This window comes from Sanguibacter sp. HDW7, from assembly GCF_011300875.1.
In the GTDB taxonomy this organism is placed as follows: Bacteria; Actinomycetota; Actinomycetes; order Actinomycetales; family Cellulomonadaceae; genus Flavimobilis.
Genome location: NZ_CP049862.1, coordinates 2664532 through 2688667 on the forward strand (window position 1 = coordinate 2664532; position 24136 = coordinate 2688667).

Here is a 24136-nt window from a genome sequence, read left to right on the forward strand (position 1 = left end):
GCTGGCCTCTCTCCAACGCCTGCGAAGTTAGCTGTCGGGTTCGGGCTGAAGAGTGCCCGGCCGTCAGGACCGAGGTCCTTCCGGCTTCACCCCGGGCCTCGTGTCTCCACGAGGCCAAGGTGGTTCCCCCGCCTCTGCCAGCGGTTCATCGTGTCCGCTTCCGGTGGCAGAGCTCGGCGTTCCGGTCGCGGGCCCGTCCGGAGAACCGGTCGGGCAGATCGAAGGTACCTCACCCACCCTGGTCATGTCACGCTCAGATCACGGTCTGTGAGGAGGTGTCGGGAATTCACGTACCGCGACACCACGCGAGGGGCGCCGCACCCTCGGTGCGACGCCCCTCACGAGACGGGTGCGAATCCGCTCAGGCCTCCACGAAGACGTGCCGGAAGACCTCGACGGGCAGGTCGGCGCCGTGCTCGGCGTCGGCCGAGGCCACCTCGAGCCGCTCGCCGCGCCGGACGATCGAGATCTGCGTGCCCGGCGTCACGCCGGCCGACGAGAGCCGCGCGAGGAGCTCGACGTCCGTCTGGAGAGGCTCGCCGAGCCGTGCGACCGTCCCGGCACACGTGGCGTCGTCGTCGAGACCCTCATGGACGGTCTGGAGCGAGACGACGCCGTCGAGGAAGGCGTCGATCGTGCGCGTGTCGCCGAGCTCGTCGAGGCCCGGGATCGGGTTGCCGTACGGCGAGATCGTCGGGTGGTCGAGCAGGTCGACGAGGCGACGCTCGACCCGGTCGCTCATGACGTGCTCCCAACGGCAGGCCTCGTCGTGGACGAACTCCCAGTCGAGCCCGATGACGTCGGTGAGCAGGCGCTCCGCGAGGCGGTGCTTGCGCATGACGCGCATCGCCTTCGCGTGGCCGCCCTCGGTGAGCTCGAGGTGGCGGTCGCCCGAGACGACGACGAGGCCGTCACGCTCCATGCGTGCGACCGTCTGCGAGACGGTCGGGCCTGAATGGCCGAGCCTCTCGGCGATGCGGGCGCGAAGCGGGACGATTCCCTCCTCGACCAGCTCATAGATGGTCCGTAGATACATCTCGGTGGTGTCGATGAGGTCGCTCACGGCGCCCAGCCTCCCTGTGTCGTCGGTCCGGGCCAGTCTAGGCCGTCCTTCTCGCACCCGCGCCGCCCTTCTCTTGGTGGCCGTGCACACGAATCGTGTGCACAGCCCCCACAGACACCCCGCTTCGGGACTGGGGGCTGTGGATAGGCGGTCCGGGGATCCCTCGCGCGGCAGGGTGGGGGCGTGGCGGAGCACTCTCCCGCGTCCTGGACGCCCCGAACCCGCACGCACGCCGTCTTCCTCCGACGAGACGCGTACGCGGCCGGGATGACCCGCCGACAGGTCGACCACCGCCTCTCGCGCGGCATCTGGCGGTACGTCGTCGCCGGGGTCATCGCGCACCGCGACCACGTCGTCACGGCCACCGATCTCGTCCTCGCCGCAGGACTTGTCCGGCCCGGGTGTCTCGTCGTCGGGCGGGTCGCCGCCGCGTACCACGGCGTCCCCGTCCCGCTGAGGCTGCCCGTCGCGATCCAGGTCGACTCCCCGGGGCGGTCCGTCCCGTCCGGCTTCGTCGGCCGCATGGTGACCGTCGATGCTCCGGGGATCCTCCGCGTCGGAGGGATCGCGCGCGTCGCGCCGGACAGGTGGTCGTACGTCGACGCGCTCGCGACCATGCCCTGGGACGACGTCCGCAACCTCTACGCCTACCTGGTGACGCACGCCCGTCTGGGGCCGGAGCACCTGCGTGAGCACCTCGCGGCCCACCCCCACCGGCGTGGCAACGGCCAGCTCCGGGAGCTGCTGCGGCGTAGCGCGTCGGGCGCGCTCAGCGAGGCTGAGGAGCTCATGCACGCGTTGCTACGACGCGCCGGCATCACGGGCTGGGAGGCGAACACCCGGATCGACCTGCCAGGCCTGCGCGTGCGCCCTGACGTCGTGTTCCGCGCGGCTCGCGTCGTCATCGAGGTCGACGGGCGCCGGACGCACGCGTCGCGGCTCGTCGCCGATCATCGGCGGGACGCGGCGTTGACAGCGGCAGGGTGGACCGTCGTGCGGGTCACGTGGTGGGACCTCGTCGAGCGGCCGGACGCGCTCATCGCTCAGATCCGCCAGATCCTCACGCGCTGAGCCCCTCCCCCGCCAGGCGCTGCACGTCTGTTGGGGGCAGCGCACACGATCCGTGTGCACCGGCCACAACTGAACCCACGCCCTGAGGCGAGCTCCCGGACCCCGGCCCTCGCGTAGGGCCAGGAGCTGCACGTCTGTTGGGGGCAGCGCACACGATCCGTGTGCACAGGCCCCAAGAGAAGGAATCTCCCGGGACGGAGACGTGCCGGGAGGCGGGCCGGGGCCGGACGGTCGGCCCGCTCAGCCGACGGACGGCCCAGCCGGGGAGAGGCCTGCGCGCGTATTCTCGCGGGGTGACCGAGAACCCCGCGATCGTCGTCCCTGCTGACCTCCTGCCCCTCGACGGGCGCTTCGGCTCGGGCCCCTCGAAGGTGCGCCCGCAGCAGGTCGAGGCGCTCGCCGCGGCGGGCGCGCACCTCCTCGGCACGTCGCACCGCCAGGCTCCGGTCAAGGACGTCGTGCGCCGCGTGCGGACGGGCCTCGCCGACCTCTTCTCGCTGCCCGACGGCTACGAGGTCGTCCTCGGCAACGGCGGCGCGACCGCGTTCTGGGACGTCGCGACGTTCTCGCTCGTCGACGACCGTGCCTCGCACGCCGCGTTCGGCGAGTTCTCCGCGAAGTTCGCGTCCGCGACGTCGAAGGCCCCGTTCCTCGCCGACTCCCTCGTGCGCACCTCCGCGCCCGGCACCGTGTGCCTGCCCGAGGTCCGCGAGGACGTCGACCTCTACGCCTGGCCGCACAACGAGACGTCGACCGGCGCGATGGCGCCCGTCGTCCGGCCCGAGGGCACGGAGGGCGCGCTCGTCGCGATCGACGCGACGAGCGGCGCGGGCGGGCTCGCGCTCGACGCCTCGCAGGCCGACGTCTACTACTTCGCGCCCCAGAAGGTCTTCGCGTCCGACGGCGGACTGTGGCTCGCGACGCTCTCCCCCGTGGCAGTCGAGCGCACCGAGCGCCTCGCGAAGGAGCGGTGGATCCCGGAGATCCTCTCGCTGCAGATCGCGCTGACGAACTCGCGCCTCGACCAGACGCTCAACACCCCGGCGGTCGCGACGCTCGTCATGCTCGCCGAGCAGGTCGAGTGGCTCAACTCCCAGGGCGGGCTCGCGTGGTCGGCGGGCCGGTGCGCCGAGTCGGCGTCGATCCTCTACCGCTGGGCCGAGGCCCGCGACTGGGCGACGCCCTTCGTCACCGACCCGGCCGCGCGCTCGAACGTCGTCGCGACGATCGACATCGACGAGAGCATCGACGCGACGCGCATCGTCAAGGTGCTCCGCGAGAACGGCGTCGTCGACGTCTTCCCGTACCGCAAGCTCGGTCGCAACCAGCTGCGCGTCGGCGTGTTCCCGGCCGTCGAGCCGAGCGACGTCGAGCGCCTCACCCGCGCGATCGACTTCGTCGTCGAGCGGCTGGGCTGACAGGCACCTCACGCGCAGGGGCGGACACCGGCACGGTGCCCGCCCCTGCGCGCGTGCGGACGCCTATGCGCCGAGGACCGTCGCCGCGAAGCCGTCGGAGGCGACGGCCGCGTCCCAGCGCTCGCGCCAGTCGCCGATGGGCTCGACGCCCGCGGCACGGACGCTCGCGTGCCCGAGGACCGACCAGGCGGGCCGGGGCGCGGGGCGGACGAACGCGTCGCTCGTCGTCGTCGTGACGATGGCCGGGTCGAGGCCCGCGGACGTGACGGCTGCGGACGCGAGGTCGTGCCAGGTCGCGGTGCCCGACGACGTCGCGTGGTACGTGCCGGCGGGCGCGTCGGCGCGTACCAGGCGCAGCGCGAGGTCGGCGACGTCGCGCGTCCACGTGGGCTGGCCCTGCTGGTCGGTGACGACGGCGACGGTGCCGCGCTCGCGTGCGACGCGCACGATCGTGCGCGGGAAGCTGCCGCCGTGCTGCCCGTAGAGCCACGCGGTGCGCAGGACGAGGTGCCGCCCGGCCGCGTCGTGGGCGCGGACGGCCCACTCCCCGGCGAGCTTGGTGCGGCCGTACGCGGAACGGGGCCCGACGACGTCGTCGGCCTCGTACGGGACCGTCGCCGCGCCGTCGAAGACGTAGTCGGTCGAGACGTGCACGAGCCGCGCGCCCGCGGCCGTCGCGGCCCGGGCGAGGTGGGCGGCGCCGGTCGCGTTGACGGCGAAGGCCGCGGCCTCCTGCGTCTCGGCGTCGTCGACGGCCGTCCACGCGGCGCAGTTGAAGACGACGTCGACGTCGCGGACGGCCGCGAGGCACGCGTCAGCGTCGAGGATGTCGAGCTCGGCCCGGCCGAGCGCGCGGACGTCCTCGCCCGCCCGCGTGAGGACGTCGACGGCGTCCGTCCCGAGCATGCCTGCACCACCGATGACGAGCCAGCGCACGTCGTCCCCCGTTCTGTCCGAGCGTCGCGGCCGCGTCGGCCGCACCCCAGTGTGTACCACCTGTCCGAGTACAGTGGCGACGCAACCGCCACCTGACCCGGAGGTCCCCATGCAGTTCCGCGAGCTCGACGTCCCCGGCGCGTGGGAGATCACGCCCCAGCAGCACGGGGACGCGCGCGGCGTCTTCCTCGAGTGGTTCAAGGGCTCGGAGTTCGAGACGGCCGTCGGGCATGCGCTCGACCTGCGGCAGGCGAACATGTCCGTCTCGGCCGCGGGCGTGCTGCGCGGCGTGCACTTCGCGGACGTGCCGCCCGGCCAGGCGAAGTACGTGACGTGCGTCAAGGGTGCGGTGCTCGACGTCGTCGTCGACATCCGCGTGGGCTCGCCGACGTTCGGGCGGTGGGACTCGGTCCTGCTCGACGACGTGGACCGGCGCGCGATCTACCTGGGCGAGGGCCTGGGTCACGCGTTCTGCTCGCTCGAGGACGGCTCGACGGTCGCGTACCTATGCTCGACGCCGTACGCGCCGGGGCGTGAGCACGGCATCCACCCGCTCGATCCGGCGGTGGGCATCGAGTGGCCGACGGTCGCGCGCGACGGGTCGCCGCTCGTCTACGAGCTGTCCGCGAAGGACGAGGCGGCGCCGACGCTCGCGGAGGCGCGCGCGTCGGGCATGCTGCCGACGCAGGAGGCGGTCGACGCGTACCTGCGGACGCTCTGACCCGGGTTCCCGGAGACGGCTGAGGGCTCGTGCACGCGGTGCGTGTCCGAGCCCTCGCTCGTCGGTGCGGGCCTCTCAGTGGCCGGCGGTGAGGTACTTCTGCTCCGTGGCGGCCTTGGCGGGGCGCCACCAGGCCTCGTTGGCGCGGTACCACTCGACCGTCGCGTGGAGGCCGTCGGCAAAGCTCGTGTAGCGGGGCGTCCAGCCGAGCTCGTCGCGCAGGCGGCTCGCGTCGATCGCGTAGCGCAGGTCGTGGCCCGCGCGGTCGGTGACGTGGTCGAAGTCGTCGGGGGCGAGGCCGAACTCGGCGAGGACGAGCTGGACGACCTCGAGGTTGCTCTTCTCGCCGTCGGCACCGATGAGGTACGTCTCGCCGACGCGCCCCTTGTCGATGATCGCCCACACGGCGGAGTTGTGGTCGTCGACATGGATCCAGTCGCGGACGTTCTCCCCCGCGCCGTAGAGGCGTGGACGGATGCCGTCGACGAGGTTGGTGATCTGGCGCGGGATGAACTTCTCGACGTGCTGGTAGGGCCCGTAGTTGTTCGAGCAGTTGGAGATCGTCGCCTCGACGCCGAACGAGCGCACCCACGCGCGCACGAGGAGGTCCGAGGACGCCTTGGTCGCCGAGTAGGGGCTCGACGGGTTGTACGGGGTCTCGGGCGTGAACTTCGCCGGGTCGTCGAGCTCGAGGTCGCCGTAGACCTCGTCCGTCGAGACGTGGTGGTAACGCACGCCGTGCCTGCGCACGGCCTCGAGGAGCGTGAACGTGCCGACGACGTTCGTGCGGACGAACGGCGACGGGTCGTGCAGCGAGTTGTCGTTGTGCGACTCGGCCGCGAAGTGCACGACGAGGTCGTGGCGCGCGACGAGCTCGTCGACGAGTGCGGCGTCCGCGATGTCCCCGACGACGAGCTCGACGCCGTCGAGCCCTGCGATCGACGCGGCGTTGCCCGCATATGTGAGGGCGTCCAGCACCGTGACCGCCGTACCGGGCCGCTCCCGGACCGTCTGGTGGACGAAGTTGGCGCCGATGAAGCCGGCGCCGCCGGTGACGAGGACTCGCACGTGGTCTCCATGGTGATCAGCGCGCCTCGGCGCGCGGGGGCACGACACCGCCAAGCCGCGGGCGTTTGACATCGCTTCGCGAGCGTATCAGCGGGCCCGAAGGCCGTGTTGCGGCGGCTCACGAGCACTGTCGTCCGACGGGCCCAGGGTGAGTGCGGCCCCGGTCGTGTTCCGACGGCCGAGCGTCGGCCCGACGCACCAGCGGGGGCGTCAGCGCGCGGGAACTCCCTTGAGCACGAGGTCCGGTCCCGCGTCCTTCGTCACGAGGGCCGCGCCGCCCACGAAGGTGCGCGCACCGATGCGCAGCCCCTGGAGCACGGCGGAGCCGACCCCCATCGACACCGACTCCTCGAGGACGACGTTGCCTGAGACGGCCGCTCCCGGGTAGATCGTGACGTAGTCCTCGAGCACCGAGTCGTGGCCCACGGTCGCGTTGAGGTTGACGTGCACATGGCGCCCGAGGCTGATGTTCGTGGTGAGGCGTGCACCTGCGCACAGGATCGTTCCCGATCCCATCTCGACGTGTCGTCCCGTCGTCACCGACGGGTGGACGAGCGTCGCCGCTTCATGTCCCGCGGACGTGAGACGCGTATCGACGGCACGACGAGCTCGAGGGCTCGCGATCCCGATGACGAACTCCGCCGTCCCCTCCGCGAGGAAGCTCTCGACCGTGCCCAGGTAGTCGAGACCGCTCGAGGCGAGCCGCGCCAGGTCGGCCTCGGCGGGTCCGTCATCAAGATAGCCGAGCAGCTCGAACGTCGAGGTCTCTGCATTGAGGTCGTCAACGACGTCGGCGAGCTCGCGACCGAAACCGCCGGCTCCGACGATGACAAGAGGGCGTGACATTGGGCTCCTAGGTGTCGGAGGCAGATCGGCGACCGCGTCGACGACAACTCTGTCACGATCGCCGTCGCAGTCGCACCGTCGGGCGCAGGCCCCACGCCGACCTCGCGCCGGGGACACATCGAAAGCGCTTAGGTCGGCGTGCATGACCCGCGCCGCAGGCCCTGTCGGGGCAAGGGCGCCGGACGATAGGATCGCAGCGCCGATCTACGATCGACGGACCACCCGAACCCGCGAGGAGCAAGGCATTGAGCAACGACCAGCCGCAGAAGGTCATCGTCATCGGACAGGGGTACGTCGGACTTCCGGTCGCGATGCAGGCCGTCGCCAAGGGATACGACGTCGTCGGTCTCGACCTCGACACGCGTCGCGTCGGCCAGCTGGCCTCCGGGCACTCCTACGTCGAGGACATCTCCTCCGGGGAGCTCGCCGCCGCGCTCGCCTCGGGTCGCTACGTCGTGACGACGGAGTACGCAGCGTGCGAGGGCTTCGACATCGCCGTCATCACCGTGCCGACGCCGCTCAAGGAGTCGCTGCCCGACCTCACGTTCATCGAGGACTCGGCGCGCGCACTCGGCCCATTCGTCACTGCTGGTTCGACGGTCATCCTCGAGTCGACGACGTACCCGGGCACGACCGAGGAGATGCTCGTCCCGATCCTCGAGGAGACCTCGGGCCTGCGCGCGGGCGAGGACTTCCACGTCGGCTACTCGCCCGAGCGCATCGACCCGGGCAACAAGAAGTTCGGTTTCGTCGAGACGCCCAAGGTCGTCTCCGGGATCGACGCACGCTCGCTCGAGCTCGTCGACGCGTTCTACTCCTCGCTCATCGAGCGAACCGTGCCCGTCGGCGGCACGAAGGAGGCCGAGCTCACCAAGCTGCTCGAGAACACGTTCCGCCACGTCAACATCGCGCTCGTCAACGAGCTCGCGATCTTCGCGCACCAGCTCGACATCGACATCTGGGAGTCGATCGACGCCGCGTCCACAAAGCCGTTCGGCTACATGCGCTTCACGCCCGGCCCCGGCGTCGGCGGTCACTGCCTGCCCGTCGACCCCAGCTACCTCTCGTGGCAGGTGCGCCGCAAGCTCGGCCAGAACTTCCGCTTCGTCGAGCTGGCCAACGACGTCAACGAGCACATGCCGCAGTACGTCGTCTCACGGCTCATCGCGATGCTCAACGACGCTGAGCGTGCCGTCAAGGGCTCGACGATCCTCCTCATGGGCCTCGCCTACAAGAAGGACTCGAGCGACATCCGCGAGTCGCCGTCCCTCAAGCTCATCGAGCTCCTGCTCGACCTCGGCGCGCACCTCGTCGCCGTCGACGAGCTCATCGAGGACCACCGCTGGCCCGAGGGTGTCGAGAAGGTCACCCTCGACGCCGCGACGGTCGCCCGCACCGACGCTGCCGTCATCATCACGGGGCACTCGGGACAGCCGTACGAGCTCCTCGTCGAGCACGACGTGCCGACGCTCGACACGCAGCGGGTCCTCGAGGGCCCGAACGTCGCGGTGCTCTGACCAGGTTCACCACACGCTGAGACGGAGAAGGCCCTGCCCCCTCGTTCCGAGGCGGCGGGGCCTTCTGTCGCGATATCGCCGTTCGACGCCCGCCAGGGTGCCCGACTGCCTCGCTAAGGTGTCGCACCCGTGAGCGATGGACGATCGCCGAGATCGGCGCCTGGCGAAGGGGCACGTCGCGACCTCGTCCGCCTTCGGTCAGCAAGCAGACCGAGCCCGAGCGCAAGGACGAGACTGATGAAGTAGATCGAGTGGAAGAAGCGCGACACGAACGTGCACAGGAAGATGAGTGCGACGAGGTAGGAACCGACCCAGTAGGCCGTCACACTCCGGAACCTGCGTACGTACGTCGCGGCTGCGGCAGCCCCGAGCGCGAGCATCCCGACGATGACACCCGCGGACCGGAAGTCTCGGTAGAGCGTCTCGTACCACGTGTAGACGTTGAAGTAGAACGGGATCTCGACGAATGCTGCGATCGACTCCCACGGCCTCACGATCGGAATGATGCGCACGAAGGGCTCAAAGGTTGCCCCGCCCCACGTCTGCGGGTTGTAGTCGCCCGTGTGGAGCCCGGGCGACGCAAGCCGCGCAGGGTCTGGCCATTCATGGTTGTCCGACTCGACAAGCTGGCTGAAAGCTGGGATCCCGCCCGTCGCGTACGTGACGACCGACGTGAGACCCGTCCCGGCGAGCGCCTCGGAGACCGCCCCGGACGACACTGCCTGCCCGCCGTCCTTGCCGAGCGCCCCGGCGACCACCTGGAAGCCCGCAAAGCCTCCGAGCGCGATTGCGACCGCCCCGACTGCGAAGACTCGGCGGCGGATCCTCGCGCGTCGGAGCGCCGCCAGGTCCGTGTCGCTGTCGGCACTCTGGGTCCGCGCAGTGAACAGGAAGACCGAGATCGTCCACAGGAGCGCAAGAAACAGGTTCGTCCGCTGGAGCAGCGCAAGCATCGATGCGGCCAGATATGCGAGAAGCAGCACCCGCCATGCAAGCGGGAGAGAGTTACGCACCGCAGGCCGGACGGCCACCAGGGCAAAGACCAACGGTCCGAGGAAGAGCAGCACGCGAGCCCACGCAGGCACGAGCGCAAGATAGCCGTCGGCCGCACCGCGCACCGCCGTCGGGTTGAGCAGAAGTGTCATGAGCCCGAAGTGGCGCATAATCGTCACGACGTAGAGCCCGAACCCGAGCGAGTAGGCGACGAGGAGCGCCAGGAGACCTCGCCGGCCGACAAGCGCGATGTCAGGGGGCCCGCTCTCGTCGGACGAGCCAGCGACGGTCTCGTCCGCACCACGCCGCGGCCGGGTGAACAGCAGGTACCCGACGTTGAAGGCCACTGCTCCCGAGACAAGCACGAACCACGCGCGTATCGAGATGGGAGAGTAGTGGATGAGCTCGGAGCCGACGACGAGATAGGCCGCCGCCCACACGAGGTTGTGCGCGACGAGGGGAAGCACCCTCCCTGGGCGTGCACGCGCGGCGAGAACCGAGAGCGCCACGAGAACGGTCGCGAACGGCAGCGCCGTCAGCGCATTGGCGGTCACCGTGCGGCCCCTTCCTCGTCGCTACGCGCGCGAACAACTGCGCGCCGAATTGCAACGATCCACACTACCAACCCGACCACTGTCGCGGAGACGTAGCACCAGATGGCAGCGTCCAGCCCTCCGAGCAGCGCACCCACGACCGGCACGACGAATGCCACGCTGCTCTGCGCGACCCGACCGAACCAGAGCTCGCGCGGGTTGCTGTGCGCCCGGCACACGAGGTATGCGAGGTGACCGACGGTGCTCGCCGCAACAAAGATCCCGGTGGGCAGGGCGAACCTCGCGAGTGCGCTCAGCGATCCGAGGTCCACGCCCCACACGTCGACCAGCACGAGCACCGCGCTCGCTCCCGCCCCTGCCACCACTGCCAGTGCCGCGACGGTGACCGTGCCCCGCACCGACAGCAACGTCCGCAGCGGCGTCGCGACGATCAGCGGTCGGAGGGGGTTCATCACGAGTCGAGTCGGGGCCGCGACGTTCGACACCGCGCGATAGATCCCGAACGCCGACGCCCCGAGGAACGGAGCGATCGCATAGGGCGCCCCGATCGCCCCGGCATCCATGACGAGCGACTCCCGGAGTAGCGGCCGGATGTCCTCACGGTGGTCAGCGAACCAATCGCGGAGCCGGTCCACGCGGGTCAGTCGCGGCCAGGTCGACGCTGTCGCGCCTGCGAACATCGCGCCTGCCCAGACCCCGAGCAACGTCTCGACGCTCTCGACACCCCAGGCCGCGACGATGCCCGCACCGGACAGCAGCCCGACGGTCGCCACCATGTCGCCGCGGGTCGCGCGCCTTGCATCTCCGCTGGACACCTCGACAAATCTCGCAGCAGAGCGGAACGTCGCAGCGGAGCATGCGACGGCGCCGAGAATCGTCGGGACGGGCCCCCCGACCGCGACGAGCGCGATGCCTCCGCCGCACAGCGCGGCAAGGACAGAGAGCCGTGTGGCGGCACCGATGGTTCGGAGGGAGTCGATCGACGCGCCGCGCGCGCGAGCGCTCCTCGCCGCAGGCTCGAGGACCGTCGAGAGCATGACGGACGACGCGAACGCGAACGCGAGGTAGACGAGCGAGAAGGCGCCGAAGTCCTGGGGGCCGAGGAGTACCAGCGCGATGAGCTGCGGTGCGAGCATCGAGACGGCGTTGGCGACGGTAGCGGCGACTGCCTGCACGTGGTTCCCCCGTGGCTGCACTTGGAGCCCGAAGGCGGACGGTGCAAGTATAGGCGCGCGACGTGCGACCGCCCGGCTACCCTGTTGTGGCGGTCCGCTGCGCGGAACACGAGGTGCCGCACAACAGGCGGACGTACGGAAGGCGTGGGATGGACATTCAACGGATCTTGACGATCGTGCGTGAGCGCTGGATCACGGCGGCCATCACGATCGCTGTCGTCCTCGGGCTCGGCTACGCCGCCGTCGCCGCGTCGGGAGCCACGCGGGCATCGAGCGAGCACTTTTCTCAGGTCGCGCTCGTGGGTCGTGTGGTCCAGAGCGAGAACTACTTCCTCGACACCCAGACGGTCGTCGAAGGGGTCGTGACCCAGGTCGTCACCGAGATGTCGACGCCCGCCGCGGTGCGCGACTTTGCCCAGGAGCACCTCGACGGCGTAGCGCTCAAGGACGCACGCGAGGTCTACTCCGTCGAGATCTCGGCCACACGGTCTGTTCTCGACATCCGCGTAGACGACCGCCTCACGACCAACGGCGCTTCGATGCTCGCCGCTCTCGAGGAAGAGGTGATCGACCGCGCGCGTAGCATCCTCACCGCTCGGCTCGGCACCGACGCACCGGTCTCGATCGACCTCCGAGGCCACGGTCAGGTCCGTCATGAACCGGCCATCAGCTGGGTCGCCGCGAGTGTTGGCCTTCTCATCCTTGCGGCACTGGCAGGCTTGCTCGCGGCGCTGCTGAGGGGCGCGCTCGACCGGATGGTCCGGGTGCCTTCCGATCTGAGCGACCTGGGACTCACCGGCATCCGAGTGTTCAGCGCCGCGTCGGACGACACCGTCCTGCGCGTCCGTTCCCTGCTCCCGGCTCAGGCAGACGCGGTCGTCGCCGTCATCGGGTCGGGTGCCGGTGACGACCTGGCAGCCCGGCTCGCAGGCTCGATCCGGGTTGGCGGACAGCAGGCGCTCCTCGTCCGCGCGACGCCGTGCGATACGGGGGTGCAGGGGCCGACGCTCGTCTCACTGCTCGACAGCCCCTCGAGCGTCCTCGATCCTTCGACGGTGGAGCTGCAGTCCGGACTCTCGGCCGACGAGCTTGCGCCTCGGCTCTCCCCCGCCAGCGTCACGTCGCTCGTCGAGCGTCTCAGCGTTGGTCGCACTCTCGTCGTGGACTGCGGAGCGTCCATCACCTCGCAGGTCCTTGTCCCGTTCGCCTCGGTCGCGAACCTGGTCGTGCTCTGCGTGACTCCTGGCTCCGACTCCAAGTCCGTGGTCGAGCAGGTCGCGTCGGACCTCGGTGGAGCTGAACTCTGCGTCATAACCTGAGAGTTCGGTGGCGGTCGGTGCGCGGCGCGTGGTCTAGTCGTTCCGACCTAGGATGAGAGCCATGCGCGCGATCCGCGACCGGCGACGGAACGGCGTCCCACGCCATGCTGTCCAGAGGCCGTCGAGCCTCGACATGGCTCGGCGACTGCTCTCGGTGATCACCCTCGCGTTCGTCGTGATGGCCTTCACCTACCCTCGTGAGTTCGCGCCTCGGTTCGTCAACTGGCTGACGTGGGCCGGGATAGCGGTCGCCCTTGGCCTCCTGCTGCTTCCGCCTGCAAGGTCTCGTGTCGCCTGGCCGCGACGCGTGTTGCCCCCAGCGCTGCTTGTCCTCACGATGCTCGGCTGGTTCGCCATCTCCTACCACTGGTCGCAGCATCCAGCGATGACTCGCCGCGCCGTCCTCACCTATGTCGCGATCGCGGCGATCGCCTGGGCAGCCGCAGCGCGGAGCCACCCGGACGACGTTCCTGTCGGCCTGGCACTTGGACTGGTCGCGGCGCTTTCACTCTCGATCGGCGCGACGCTGCTCGGGTACGAAGGCCCTCGGCGTTGGTCTGCCTGGTGGGGGCGCAGCGAGCGATACCCGGCCTTCCAGGGCCTCTACGGGAATCCCAACATCCTGTCGTACGTGATAGTCATGCTGCTTCCAGCCGTGGTCACGCTCGGTGCGCTCAAGCGCGCTGCGCGCGCGACGACGGTCGCGCTCCTCGGCGGAGTGCTCATTGTCGTCTGGCAGGTGAGGTCGACGACGGGGACCATCGCGGCCGTCGCGATTCTCTGCGTCGCGTGCCTGCTGGTGCTCCACAGCAAGCTTCTCGGTTCCGCGCCGGAACGGGCAAGACGCACTGTGCGACGCATCCTCGTCGTCGGCTCCGCGGCCGGGGCCATCGCCGTCCTTACTGTCCTCGGACGCGCCGTGGCGCAGGGGACGACCACGCTCAACGGTCGGACGCCTCTCTGGACCACCGTGATCGACGTCTCGTCCGCCAAACCTCTCACGGGTGCCGGATGGGGCTCCGTCTGGAGCTATCACTGGATGCCGGCGCCACGCAACGCAGTCCGTAGCCAGATCAACGACGCATTGCCAAACCCGCTGGCGCATGGTCACAACGCTGCGATCGACTTCTTGCCGCAGGTCGGTTGGATCGGTGTGGCACTCATGATCGCGGTACAGATCGCTTCCGTCGTCCTCCTCGTCCGCGCAGCACCGTCGCCAGCCCGTTCATGGGGGCTCCTCACCCTCGTCGCGGTCAACCTCGTGGGGCTCACGGAACCCACCTGGGCGACCCCCGTCGGGTGGGGCCTCATCATCATCGTGGCAACCGTCGCCGCACGACTGACGCCCAGAGCTGGCGGCCTTGAGCGTGTCCGGCCTCAAACCGCTCAGGGCGAGAGCACGGCCCCTCGCCACGTACCGGCCCATGCCCTGAAGCTGTAGTTCTCCTCCACGCCCGCACGCGCCTGCGCGCCCATGCGCGAACGTCCGTCGACATCCGCATCGACCAGTGCAGCCAGCGACGCGCTCCAGGCTTCTTCACCGTCAGCCGCAGCCCCGCTGAGCGCACCGAGCGCCTCGGCGCTCGCTCCGACCGGGCTCCCGATGACGGGGAGCCCCGCCGCCCCGTACTGGAGCAGCTTGTAGGCGCACTTGCCGCGCGTCCACGGATCGTCCGGAAGGGGCATAATGCCGAACTCGCCATCGATCATGTCGGCGGCAAACGACTCGGCCGCCCAGTCGATGCGCTCAACCATCGGATCGAGCTGACCGAGTGGTGCCCGACCTCGGGAGACAACACGGAGCGTCAGGCCGCTGCGTGCATGCTCTCTGAGCAGCGAGTCGGCGACCAGGAGCAGGTACTTCTCGGTCGATGGACTTCCGAGCCAGACTGCCCGCGGCGGTCGGCCCTCATGTCGATGATCGCTCTTGACGAGGTAGTCGGCGGGCTCGACACAGCTCGGCACGACCCGGACGTCGCTCGCGTGATCCGACGCTGCGTCCGCAAGATAGTCATTGCCGGCGATGACGACGTCCGCCGAATCGACCGCACGCTTCCAGATGTGGGACTTCGCGAACAGGCCACGTGCACCACGCGCCGGATCGGCGAAGAGCGCGTCGTCGAAGTCATAGACCCCGTGCGCGGAAGCCCGGAGCAGCGATGACTCGATGCCGCCACGTGAGAGAGGACTCGCGTTTCGGCTGAGAAGCACCGTCGAGTCTGCGACGTCACGGCCCAGTCGACGCAGTCGTCTTTCGGCAGCCAGGACACCGCGCATGTCGGAGCGGAGGGCACCGAGGCCTGCGGATGCGCCCCCGAGGTAGGTCTCTGATCGTGCGTCAAGCCCGAGGTGGTCGAGCCACTCGAACACGCGCACCCTCGACGAAGCGCCGGAACGGCCGTACGGCGTCACTGTGACGAGCGGTGAGGTCACTCTGCGGCCCCCGCGCTCGGGGCGGACTCCGCGCTCTGGACAGCCGAGGTCGAGCCCGTGAACGGCGCCATGGTCGCCTCGCCCTCAGCCGAGACCCCGGACCGCGACAGTACGGTCGTGAACGTCCGGACGACGATCATCAGGTCGACCCTCAGGGACCTCTTCTCGACGTAGTCGACGTCGAGGCGCAGCCGCTCCTCCCACGTCGTCGCGTTGCGGCCCGTCACCTGAGCGAGGCCCGTGAGACCTGGGCGCACCTCGTGCCGACGCGCCTGTCGGGCGTCGTAGAGCGGAAGGTACGACGGCAGGAGCGGTCGCGGACCGACGATGCTCATGTCGCCGCGGACCACGTTCCACAGCGAAGGGAGCTCATCGAGGCTCGTGGACCGCAGGACCTTGCCGAAAGGGGTGAGCCGATCAGCGTCGGTCACATGCCCGGTGGACTCATCGACAGGGAGCATCGAGCGGAACTTGCGCAGCTCGAAGATCTCGCCATCCTTGCCGGGGCGCTCCTGGCGGAAGAGCACGGGACGACCGAGCTTCGTTGCGACGAGAAGCGCCACGACGGCCTGGACGGGCAGGCTGGCGACAAGTGCCACGCCTCCGACCACGGCGTCGAGGACGCGCTTGGCGCGGTCGTAGGGTCGGTGCGTCACGCACGCCCCGCGAAGAACTCGTCGATGGCGCCGGTGACGCGCGCGAACTGCTCGTCCGAGAGCGCCGAACCGCTGGGCAGCGAGAGTCCGGTCTCGAAGAGCCGCTCGGAAACGGCGCCGCCGACGTACTGGCGCCCGTCGAAGACGGGCTGCAGGTGCATAGGCTTCCATAGCGGGCGCGACTCGATGTCGTACCCCGCCAGGTGCTCACGCAGCTCGGTCGTCGTGAACCCGGCGACGACGGGGTCGACGAGGATCGACGTGAGCCAGAAGTTGTCGTGGTCCGTCCCGCCGCCTGAGCCGTCCTCTCCGCCGAAGACCTCGACGCCGGCGACCGGGGCGACGAGCTCACGGTAGGCGAGCCGCCAGGAGCGACGTCGCTCGATCATCGCGGGAAGCCGCTCGAGCTGCGCACGCCCCAGGCCTGCGAGGAGCGAGGAGAGCCGATAGTTGTAGCCGACATCGGTGTGCTCGTAATGGACGACGGGCTGACGTGCCTGAGTCGCGAGATACCGGGCGCGATCGGCGGTGGCTGCGTCGTCGGTGAGGAGCATGCCGCCACCCGACGTCGTCATGATCTTGTTGCCGTTGAAGGACACGGCGGAGACCAGGCCCTGACTTCCGGCCGGGCGAAGGTCACGCACGGCCCCGAGCGACTCCGCCGCGTCGACGACGACCGGGATCCCGTGCTTCTCGGCAGCCGCGGACACCCCGGCATGGTCGGCGATCTTCCCGAGGAGGTCGACCGGGACGACCGCCGCGACAGTCCGGCCCGTCGACACCAGGTCGTCGAGCGTCTCGGCGAGGAGCTCGACATCGATGTTGCCGGTGGCGTCGCAATCGACGAAGACCGGCTCGGCGCCGGTGTAGACGATCGCATTGGCGGTCGCGGCGAACGTCATGGTGGCGGTGACGACGACGGTTCCAGGGCCGGCCCCGACCCCGAGGAGCGCAAGGTGGAGCGCGGCTGTCCCGGACGACAGCGCAACCGCGTGCTCACGGCCGGTGAACGCCGCCATCTCCGCCTCGAACGCGTCGACGACCGGACCGAGCGGTGCGACCCACCCGGAGCGGATCGCGTCGAGGACGCCGTTCTCCTCCGCCTGCGTGATGTCAGGGGACGACATGTAGATCCGGGCGCTCATCTGGCGTCCTCCTGCTCGTCGTGAACTCGCTCGAGGTCCGCCGGGTCGATCGCGGGGACCGGAACGTGCGAGATGAGGGGATGCCCCGTCTCGGCACGGTCCTCCGCGGTCCCGAAAAGGTCTTCGTGCATCTTCTCCCCGGGGCGGAGGCCGGTGAAGACGATCTCGATGTTCCTGCCGGAGCGCGCGACGAGCCGCCGCGCGACGTCGAGGATCTTCACGGGCTGACCCATGTCGAGAACAAGAACTGATCCCGGTGAGCCGATGGCTCCTGCCTGAATGACAAGCTGGCACGCCTCGGGGATCGTCATGAAGAATCGCGTGACGTCCGGGTGCGTCACGGTGAGCGGTCCACCGGCCTCGATCTGGGCGTTGAAGGTGTGGAGCATCGACCCGCGGGAGCCGAGGACGTTGCCGAACCGGACGGACATGTAGGTGCCCTCCGCCCGCGCCGACTGCCACGCGGTCAGCTGCTCCGCCACGCGCTTCGTCCGTCCGAGGACGCTCGTCGGGTCCGCAGCCTTGTCCGTCGAGACGTTGACGAAGTGGGTCACCCCCGTCTCTGCCGCAAGACCGAGCAGGTTGTAGGTTCCCAGGACATTCGTCTTCCACCCCTCCTCGGGGTACATCTCGAGCATCGGCAGGTGCTTGAGGGCTGCTGCATGGAAGACGATCTCGGGTCGGTGCTCCTCGAACACCGCTCGCAGCGCGTCGCGGTCACGGATGTCGACGAGCACCATGTCGCGGGTGTCGAGGAGACCTTTGCCGTAGATCGAGAGCTGGACGGAGTGGAGCGCCGACTCGTCGCGGTCGAGAAGCACAAGCTCTGACGGGCCAAACCGGTAGACCTGGCGCGCGAGCTCGGAGCCGATGGACCCTCCGGCGCCGGTGATGAGGACTCGCTTGCCGGAGAGGTAGTCCGCGATGGCGCCGAGGTCCGTGTCGATCTGGTGTCGCCCGAGTACATCGGTGATGTCGACCTCCTTGACGTCGCGCAGCTGCACGCGACCGCCGATGAGCGACGAGAGGCTCGGGATCGCGAGGAACTCGAGCCCCGCACCCTCGACGAGGTCCTGGATCTCGCCGAGCCGCTCGCCCTTGATGCGCGAGACCGCGAGGATCACCGTGTCGACGTCACGTTCCGCCGCGATGTGGACGAGGTCGTCGCGCGCGCCGAGGACGGGCACCCCGACGAGCCGCAGGTTGCGCTTGGCCGGGTTGTCGTCGATGAAGCCGACGGTCGTGTACTTGGCGGCGGAGTCCGTGAGGATGACGCGGAGCAGCTGGTGACCGGCGTCCCCTGCCCCGTAGATGAGCACGCGCCTCCGGTCCCCGCCCTCGTCCTGCCGAACCCGCCGACGGGCCCGGTACGCCCACCGACCACCGGCCATCGCGATGAGTGCGATGGCTGGGACGAGGAACGCGATCGCGCGCGGCAGCTCGTCGCCGGCGACGACGAAGACGAGCAGCGTGACGATACCCACGACGAGCGCGAGCGCCGCCAGGGCGAGCGCCTCGTCGAACGATGCGATGCGGTAGCGGCCCCTGTAGAGCTTGACCGCGTAGCCGATGCCCACGAGGAGGACCCCCGACACGGCCATGTAGATGACCGTCGATCGCGTCTGGTCGGCGTTGATCGTGAAGTCGTAGCGGATACCGACGACGAACACGGTCGCGACGACCCAGCACGCCACGTCCCACGCAGCCACGGTCGCGCGCCGGAGTACCGGGTTGTACAGCACGTCTCTTCCTCTTTCGTCCAAATAGCTCGCCCCGACAAGACTAGCGCCGGGCCTCGTGCCTGCGGGTAGTGCCCCAGTCACCCTCGTCAGCGGGCGGAGCCTTCCTCGAACCAGGCGATCGTGCGCGCGGTGCCCTCCTCGAGCGGGACCTGCACGACGTCGGGGAACAGCTCGCGCAGACGCGTGCTGTCGGCCTGCGACGCCTTGACGTCGCCGACGCGTGGGTCGGTGTGGACCCGCGGCAGCTCGCGCCCGAGCTGGGACTCGAGCAGCTCGATGAGCTCGAGCAGGCTCGTGCGCGTGCCGAACGCGAGGTTGACCGGGTCGGTGCTCGCGATCTGGCCCACGACCGCCTGGTGGATGACCGAGCACAGGGTGTCGACGTACGTGAAGTCACGCGACTGCGTGCCGTCGCCCTGGATCTCGAGCGGACGGTCGGAGAGAGCCGCGTCGAGGAACTTCGGGATGACCGCTGCATAGGCGTGACCCGCAACCTGGCCCGGGCCATAGACGTTGAAGAAGCGGAACGCGAGGGTCTTGAGCCCGTAGGAGAACTGGTAGGCGATCGCATAGCTCTCGGTCGCGAGCTTCGAGACCGCGTAGGGGCTCATCGGTCGGGTCCAGGCGTACTCGCTCTTGGGCAATGTGGGGTTCGAGCCGTAGACCGAGCTTGACGATGCCACCGCGACGTAGCCGACGCCCGCCTCGCGCGCCGCCTCGAGCACGTTGAGGGTCCCGGTCGCGTTCGCGTCGTGCGACGCCCGCGGGTTCGCGACCGAACGCGGGACGCTCGGGATGGCCGCGAGGTGCACGATCGCCTCGGTCCCACGCGCCGCCTCGACGAGCGCCGGGTAGTCGAGGATGCTCGCCTCGACGAACTCCACGTCGATCCCGTCGAGGTTCGCACGGTTGCCGGTGCTGAGGTCGTCGATGACCCGCACCCCGTCGATCTCAGGCTGCGCCAGCAGGTAGCGGGCGAGGTTGTGGCCGATGAAGCCGGCGCCGCCGGTGATGAGGACCTTCACAACTGGTCTCCTTGGTCTTGTGCTGAGCGGGTCGCCGGCGACGACACGCGTGGTGAGCGACGCGATCGTGCTGCGTCGGCGAGGGCGCCGCTGTGGGCGACCTTTCTGGTCTGGACCTGGGCACGGTCGAAGTCGGACTCGGCGCGTCGCCGCGCCGCCGCTCCCGCACGTCCCCGCAGGTCTGCGTCGGTGAGGTAGGGCTCGAGGGCGTCGGCCAGCGCCGCGGCCTCCCTCGACCCCACGATCGAGCCGGTCACGCCGTCGACGATGGCGTCAGGCACGCCTGTCGCGTTCGTCGCTACGCACGGGATCCCGGAGGCGGCAGCCTCGAGCACCACGTTCGGGAAGCCCTCGCGCCGGGTGGGGAGGCAGAGGACGTCCATCGCGCGCAGCGCCACAGCCACATCGTCCATCTGTCCGGTGAGAATCGTGTCGGGGTGGCGTGCTGCTGCACTGTTCTCGAGCTCGCGCCCCGTCGCGTCGTCGGCACCACCGACGACAAGGAGCTGAAAGTCGACGCCTCGGGACCGGAGGAGCTCTGCGGCATCGAGGAGGAGGTCGACGCCCTTGTCCGCGTGGATCCGCCCGATGAACCCGACGACCGGTGCACCCAGGCGGAGGCCGAGATCCCCGGCCTCCGCTGCCTGGCTCGCCGGGGCGAAGCGGTCGAGGTCGACGCCGTTGGACGACCCCGCGCCGAGGACCTCGACCTTGCTCGCCCGCACGACACCGTCGTCAACCGCACGTGCGCGGAGCGTCTCGCTCACCGCGATGACGTGCGTCGCGGATGCGCAGGCGATGCGCTCGAGCATGACGAGCACTCGTCGACCCGCACCGGTCGCAGACTCGTAGCGCAGGCCACGAAGCGTGTAGACCCGCACCGGGGTGCGCGCGATGAGCGCCGCCAGCGACCCCAGCAGGCCCGCCTTCGGCGTTCCGACGTCGACGACGTCGGGCCGCAGCCTCCTCAGAAGCTTCCACCATGCGACAAGTGCGGTCACGTCAGCGCGGACCGAAGGATTGCGTCGCATCTGGACCACGTGCGGGATGACGTGCGGGACACCGACGAGAGTCTCGAGGCGCGGGCCTCCGTCCGCGACGACGTGGACGTCCCAGCCACCCTCGGCGTAGCGCGCAGGCAGCCCGGCCATGAGCTGGAGCGACGTGTCGGCGGTGACGCCAAGAAGGATGCTTCGCCTACGGGCGGGGTTCATCGAACGCGTTCCGTCGCTTCGGGCTGGGCGACGGTGGCCGCTGCCGCTTCGCGGACGGCAGCTGAGCCCTGAGCGTCGTGCACAGTGTCCCTGTCCTCCGGTCCTGTCATGCGTCCCTACGTCGCCAGTCTACCTCGCCACCGGCTGCCGCCTCTGACCGGCCAGCGCGTCTAGTGACTCCCTTGCGCCATGAGCCGCGCCACGCGCGGAGGGTACAGAAGGAGGCTCGGCCCACCCACCCCGCTCCTTCCCGACGCCTCGGGCCTCGAAGGGCTGCAGCTCCAGACGGGCTCGCAGGCAGCAGACGCACCGGTGAGGCGTGGACGCGGGGTGCAGGTGCGATCCCCCGAGGTCGACGCGAGCCGCCGCGTCGCCACAGTCGTTACCCGGCCGGCGCCCCGCGCTTCGGTCGACGGCCGCCTACTGCCGAACCAGGACGGGCGCTACGTCGGCCCTACTGCCGTCGCGGCTCGCGCTTGGCCTACGTCGCCGCAGTGAGACCGGATCAGCACGAAGAGTTGGATGTCAGGCAAGATGAGCCTATGCGCGGAATCATCCTGGCCGGCGGCTCCGGCACCCGGCTCCACCCCATCACCCTCGGTGTGAGCAAGCAGCTCGTGCCGGTCTACGACAAGCCGATGATCTACTACCCGCTCTCGACGCTCATGCTCGCCGGGATCCGCGACGTTCTCGTCATCACGACCCCGCACGACGCCGAGCAGTTCCAGCGGCTCCTCGGCGACGGCTCGCAGTTCGGCATCTCGATCAGCTACACCGTCCAGGCGGAGCCCAACGGGCTCGCGCAGGCGTTCATCCTCGGCGAGGACTTCATCGGCTCCGAGAAGGCGGCGCTCGTCCTGGGTGACAACATCTTCTACGGCCCCGGGCTCGGGACCCAGCTCCAGTCGTTCAGCGACGTCGACGGTGGCGCGATCTTCGCGTACCGCGTCTCCGACCCGACCGCGTACGGTGTCGTCGAGTTCGACGCGGCGGGCCGCGCAGTCTCCCTCGAGGAGAAGCCCGCGCAGCCCAAGAGCTCGTACGCGATCCCCGGGCTGTACTTCTACGACAACGACGTCGTCGAGATCGCGAAGGACCTCGCGCCGTCGGCCCGCGGCGAGTACGAGATCACGGACGTCAACAAGGAGTACCTGCGGCAGGGACGGCTGCAGGTCGGAGTCCTGCCCCGTGGGACGGCATGGCTCGACACCGGCACGTTCGACTCGCTGCTCGAGGCCTCGGACTTCGTCCGGACGATCGAGAACCGTCAGGGCATGAAGATCGGTGCCCCCGAGGAGATCGCGTGGCGCCACGGGTTCCTCAGCGACGAGGAGCTCGCAGCCCGCGGTCGCGCGCTCGAGAAGTCCGGCTACGGCACCTACCTGCTGGGCCTCCTCGACGAGGCCTGACCCCGACCCGCTACGCCGCCGCCGACCTCTGCTGCGCGTCATCAGTGCGCAGGCCGTCGCGTACAGCGTCGCGCGTCACGGGCTCGTGGTACCGCACCTGCAGGTGCGGCCGCTCCGTGAGCGAGTAGCGCACGTCGTACTCCCAGCGACGCTTCGTCCACCAGGCTGCGGCGATGGCGACGAGCAGCGAGGCGATCGCGCCGACGCCGATCGACCAGCGCGCTCCCCAGTGCTCGCCGATCCAGCCGACGAGCGGCGAGCCGATGGGCGTCGCGCCGAGCAGGACCATCTGGTAGATCGACATGACGCGCCCGCGCATCTGCGGGGCGACGCTCATCTGCAGCGTCGTGTTCGCCGCGGTGAGCATCGTCAGCGAGCACAGGCCCACGAGGATCGAGGCGGCGGCGTACGACCAGAACGTCGGCATGAGCGCCATGACGCCGCTCGCCGCGCCGAACGCGAACGCAGCACCGATGACGAGGCGCACGCGCGGGCGCTTGCGCCGCGCCGCGAGCAGCGCGCCCGTGAGGGAACCGATCGCGAGGACGGAGCCAAGGATGCCGTACTCCCCCGCGCCCTTGCCGAACTCGCTCGTCGCCATGAGCGCGCTCGTCAGCTGGAAGTTGAGGCCGAGTGCCGAGACGACGCCGGCGACCGCCATGATGACGAGGATGTCGGTGCGCTGGCGGATGTACCCGACGCCCTCGCGCATCTGGCGCATCCCGCCCTTGGAGCGGTCGGCGCGCGGCAACGGCCGCAGCTCCGCCGTGCGCATGAGCATCATCGCCGCGATCGTCGCCGCGAACGAGACGCCGTTGATGACGAACGCCCAGCCGGAGCCGACCGCCGCGATGAGCAGGCCCGCGAGGCCCGGGCCGATGAGGCGTGCGGCGTTGAACGACGCCGAGTTGAGGCCGACGGCGTTGGCGAGCGAGTCCTGCGGGACCATCGCTGCGACGAAGGTCATGCGCGCGGGACCGTCGAAAGCCGAGACCGAGCCGAGCGCGAACGCGAGCACGTACACGTGCCACAGCTCGGCACGACCCGAGATGACGAGGCCTCCGAGGAGGACCGCGAGCACGCCCTGCAGCGCCTGCGTCCACATGAGCAGCTTGCGGTTGTCGACCCGGTCCGCGATGACGCCCGCGTAGGGAGAGAAGAGGAGGGCGGGGACGAACTGCAGGGCCGTGACGATGCCGACGGCGACACCCGAGTTGTCGGAGAGCTCTGTGAGGACGAGCCAGTCCTGGGCGACGCGCTGCATCCACGTGCCGATGTTGGCGACGAGGGCGGCGGCGAACCACACGCGATAGTTGAAGAAGCGGAGTGAGGCGAAGGTCTGGGTCATCCGTTGGCGATCCGTGTCATCAGTTCCGTAGCTGCGGCGAGCGTGGCGCGCTCGTCAGGTGTGAGGGACCTCAGCTGCTTGGCGAGCCACTGGTCACGACGCCGTCGCACGGTGCCGACCTCGGCCGCGCCGCGCTCGCTCAGCTCGACGAGCACCTGGCGGCGGTCCGTCGGGTGCTCGAGCTTCGACACGAGCCCGAGCTCCGAGAGCGCGTTGACCGACCGGGTCATCGCGGGCGCGGAGACGCGCTCGTGGTCCGCGAGCGCACCCGGCGACATGGCCCCGTGGTGCTTGAGCGTCATGAGGACGTTGATCTGCCCCTCGCCGATCTCGACGTCCCCGCGCTGCGACCTCAGGCGGCGCTGCAGCCGGTTGACGGCGGACGTGAGCTCGGTGCTGAGTGCCGCCCGGGTCGAGCCCGGTGCGCAGATGTCGTCCTGTCCCACAACTCCTTACCCTAGTTCATTACCTCGGTTAAGGACA

Annotated in this window: 21 protein-coding genes and 1 riboswitch; of the genes, 7 read left to right on the forward strand and 14 right to left on the reverse strand. The window is 69.8% G+C overall.

All coding sequences use genetic code 11. From position 1 onward, the window contains the following. Position 1: 1 nt before the first annotated feature. A riboswitch (cyclic di-AMP (ydaO/yuaA leader) is annotated at positions 2 to 161 on the reverse strand. Positions 162 to 361: 200 nt separating this feature from the next. After that, complete coding sequence (locus G7063_RS12020) at positions 362 to 1063, reverse strand: metal-dependent transcriptional regulator (protein ID WP_166414602.1); 702 nt, start codon at positions 1061 to 1063, stop codon at positions 362 to 364. Positions 1064 to 1330: 267 nt separating this feature from the next. On the opposite strand from G7063_RS12020, the gene G7063_RS12025 reads away from it, so the two are divergent. Together G7063_RS12025 and serC are read left to right on the forward strand one after the other, a co-directional pair. Then, positions 1331 to 2134, forward strand: coding sequence for an endonuclease domain-containing protein (locus tag G7063_RS12025; protein WP_166414603.1), 804 nt, complete (start codon positions 1331 to 1333; stop codon positions 2132 to 2134). A 293-nt stretch (positions 2135 to 2427) separates the two neighbouring features. After that, complete coding sequence (serC, locus tag G7063_RS12030; RefSeq protein ID WP_166414604.1) at positions 2428 to 3552, forward strand: phosphoserine transaminase; 1125 nt, start codon at positions 2428 to 2430, stop codon at positions 3550 to 3552. Between the two features lie 63 nt (positions 3553 to 3615). Here the strand turns inward: serC and rfbD are convergent, their stop codons facing one another. After that, entirely contained in the window at positions 3616 to 4488 is an 873-nt protein-coding gene (gene rfbD, locus G7063_RS12035) for a dTDP-4-dehydrorhamnose reductase (protein ID WP_240916068.1), read from the reverse strand. A 109-nt stretch (positions 4489 to 4597) separates the two neighbouring features. Between rfbD and G7063_RS12040 the strand changes: the two genes are divergently transcribed. Beyond that, positions 4598 to 5209, forward strand: a complete 612-nt coding sequence (locus G7063_RS12040) for a dTDP-4-dehydrorhamnose 3,5-epimerase family protein (protein ID WP_166414606.1) — start codon at positions 4598 to 4600, stop codon at positions 5207 to 5209. Between the two features lie 75 nt (positions 5210 to 5284). Here G7063_RS12040 and rfbB read toward each other — a convergent pair whose 3' ends face one another. Next, positions 5285 to 6277, reverse strand: a complete 993-nt coding sequence (gene rfbB, locus G7063_RS12045) for a dTDP-glucose 4,6-dehydratase (RefSeq protein ID WP_166414607.1) — start codon at positions 6275 to 6277, stop codon at positions 5285 to 5287. A gap of 210 nt (positions 6278 to 6487) precedes the next feature. Beyond that, positions 6488 to 7123, reverse strand: coding sequence for an acetyltransferase (locus G7063_RS12050; protein ID WP_166414608.1), 636 nt, complete (start codon positions 7121 to 7123; stop codon positions 6488 to 6490). Between the two features lie 245 nt (positions 7124 to 7368). Between G7063_RS12050 and G7063_RS12055 the strand changes: the two genes are divergently transcribed. Further along, complete coding sequence (locus G7063_RS12055) at positions 7369 to 8640, forward strand: nucleotide sugar dehydrogenase (protein ID WP_240916069.1); 1272 nt, start codon at positions 7369 to 7371, stop codon at positions 8638 to 8640. A 113-nt stretch (positions 8641 to 8753) separates the two neighbouring features. Here the strand turns inward: G7063_RS12055 and G7063_RS12060 are convergent, their stop codons facing one another. After that, positions 8754 to 10187, reverse strand: coding sequence for an oligosaccharide repeat unit polymerase (locus tag G7063_RS12060; protein ID WP_166414609.1), 1434 nt, complete (start codon positions 10185 to 10187; stop codon positions 8754 to 8756). Then, complete coding sequence (locus G7063_RS12065; RefSeq protein WP_166414610.1) at positions 10184 to 11224, reverse strand: hypothetical protein; 1041 nt, start codon at positions 11222 to 11224, stop codon at positions 10184 to 10186. The genes G7063_RS12060 and G7063_RS12065 overlap by 4 nt, the downstream gene beginning before the upstream one ends. A 314-nt stretch (positions 11225 to 11538) precedes the next feature. Between G7063_RS12065 and G7063_RS12070 the strand changes: the two genes are divergently transcribed. Beyond that, complete coding sequence (locus G7063_RS12070) at positions 11539 to 12681, forward strand: hypothetical protein (protein ID WP_166414611.1); 1143 nt, start codon at positions 11539 to 11541, stop codon at positions 12679 to 12681. Between the two features lie 61 nt (positions 12682 to 12742). Beyond that, positions 12743 to 14122: an O-antigen ligase gene (locus G7063_RS12075; protein ID WP_166414612.1), complete on the forward strand. Its 1380-nt coding sequence runs from the start codon at positions 12743 to 12745 to the stop codon at positions 14120 to 14122. Here G7063_RS12075 and G7063_RS12080 read toward each other — a convergent pair. The 6 genes from G7063_RS12080 to G7063_RS12105 form a co-directional block, all read right to left on the reverse strand. Further along, on the reverse strand, positions 14068 to 15051 hold the full coding sequence (locus tag G7063_RS12080; protein WP_166414613.1) for a glycosyltransferase family 4 protein: 984 nt from the start codon (positions 15049 to 15051) through the stop codon (positions 14068 to 14070). The genes G7063_RS12075 and G7063_RS12080 overlap by 55 nt on opposite strands. Positions 15052 to 15110: 59 nt before the next feature. Continuing rightward, the gene (locus G7063_RS12085) at positions 15111 to 15770 is read right to left on the reverse strand and encodes a sugar transferase (protein WP_166414614.1); all 660 of its coding nucleotides are present in this window, start codon (positions 15768 to 15770) and stop codon (positions 15111 to 15113) included. After that, positions 15767 to 16915: a DegT/DnrJ/EryC1/StrS aminotransferase family protein gene (locus G7063_RS12090; protein WP_166414615.1), complete on the reverse strand. Its 1149-nt coding sequence runs from the start codon at positions 16913 to 16915 to the stop codon at positions 15767 to 15769. The genes G7063_RS12085 and G7063_RS12090 overlap by 4 nt, the downstream gene beginning before the upstream one ends. Then, complete coding sequence (locus tag G7063_RS12095; RefSeq protein ID WP_206188151.1) at positions 16912 to 18657, reverse strand: nucleoside-diphosphate sugar epimerase/dehydratase; 1746 nt, start codon at positions 18655 to 18657, stop codon at positions 16912 to 16914. The genes G7063_RS12090 and G7063_RS12095 overlap by 4 nt, the downstream gene beginning before the upstream one ends. An 86-nt stretch (positions 18658 to 18743) precedes the next feature. Next, on the reverse strand, positions 18744 to 19682 hold the full coding sequence (locus tag G7063_RS12100) for an NAD-dependent epimerase/dehydratase family protein (RefSeq protein ID WP_166414616.1): 939 nt from the start codon (positions 19680 to 19682) through the stop codon (positions 18744 to 18746). Beyond that, a complete protein-coding gene (locus G7063_RS12105; protein ID WP_166414617.1) occupies positions 19679 to 20896 on the reverse strand; it encodes a glycosyltransferase family 4 protein in 1218 nt (405 codons plus the stop codon). Before G7063_RS12105 ends, G7063_RS12100 begins: the two co-directional genes overlap by 4 nt. 542 nt (positions 20897 to 21438) lie before the next feature. On the opposite strand from G7063_RS12105, the gene rfbA reads away from it, so the two are divergent. Then, positions 21439 to 22305 carry a glucose-1-phosphate thymidylyltransferase RfbA gene (gene rfbA / locus G7063_RS12110; RefSeq protein WP_166414618.1) on the forward strand — a complete coding sequence of 289 codons (867 nt, stop codon included), beginning with the start codon at positions 21439 to 21441 and terminating at the stop codon, positions 22303 to 22305. Positions 22306 to 22315: 10 nt separating this feature from the next. Here the strand turns inward: rfbA and G7063_RS12115 are convergent, their stop codons facing one another. After that, positions 22316 to 23653: an MFS transporter gene (locus tag G7063_RS12115; RefSeq protein ID WP_166414619.1), complete on the reverse strand. Its 1338-nt coding sequence runs from the start codon at positions 23651 to 23653 to the stop codon at positions 22316 to 22318. After that, positions 23650 to 24099, reverse strand: a complete 450-nt coding sequence (locus G7063_RS12120; protein ID WP_166414620.1) for a MarR family winged helix-turn-helix transcriptional regulator — start codon at positions 24097 to 24099, stop codon at positions 23650 to 23652. Before G7063_RS12120 ends, G7063_RS12115 begins: the two co-directional genes overlap by 4 nt. Between the last annotated feature and the right edge of the window lie 37 nt (positions 24100 to 24136).

What these genes read in the sequence shown, in the direction of transcription:
- G7063_RS12025 (WP_166414603.1), top strand. Translation starts at nt 1,331, where the DNA reads ATGACCCGCCGACAGGTCGACCACCGCCTCTCGCGCGGCATCTGGCGG.
- G7063_RS12040 (WP_166414606.1), top strand. Translation starts at nt 4,598, where the DNA reads ATGCAGTTCCGCGAGCTCGACGTCCCCGGCGCGTGGGAGATCACGCCC.
- G7063_RS12050 (WP_166414608.1), bottom strand. Translation starts at nt 7,123, where the DNA reads ATGTCACGCCCTCTTGTCATCGTCGGAGCCGGCGGTTTCGGTCGCGAG.
- G7063_RS12065 (WP_166414610.1), bottom strand. Translation starts at nt 11,224, where the DNA reads ATGCTCTCGACGGTCCTCGAGCCTGCGGCGAGGAGCGCTCGCGCGCGC.
- G7063_RS12075 (WP_166414612.1), top strand. Translation starts at nt 12,743, where the DNA reads ATGCGCGCGATCCGCGACCGGCGACGGAACGGCGTCCCACGCCATGCT.
- G7063_RS12090 (WP_166414615.1), bottom strand. Translation starts at nt 16,915, where the DNA reads ATGAGCGCCCGGATCTACATGTCGTCCCCTGACATCACGCAGGCGGAG.
- G7063_RS12105 (WP_166414617.1), bottom strand. Translation starts at nt 20,896, where the DNA reads ATGAACCCCGCCCGTAGGCGAAGCATCCTTCTTGGCGTCACCGCCGAC.
- rfbA (WP_166414618.1), top strand. Translation starts at nt 21,439, where the DNA reads ATGCGCGGAATCATCCTGGCCGGCGGCTCCGGCACCCGGCTCCACCCC.
- G7063_RS12115 (WP_166414619.1), bottom strand. Translation starts at nt 23,653, where the DNA reads ATGACCCAGACCTTCGCCTCACTCCGCTTCTTCAACTATCGCGTGTGG.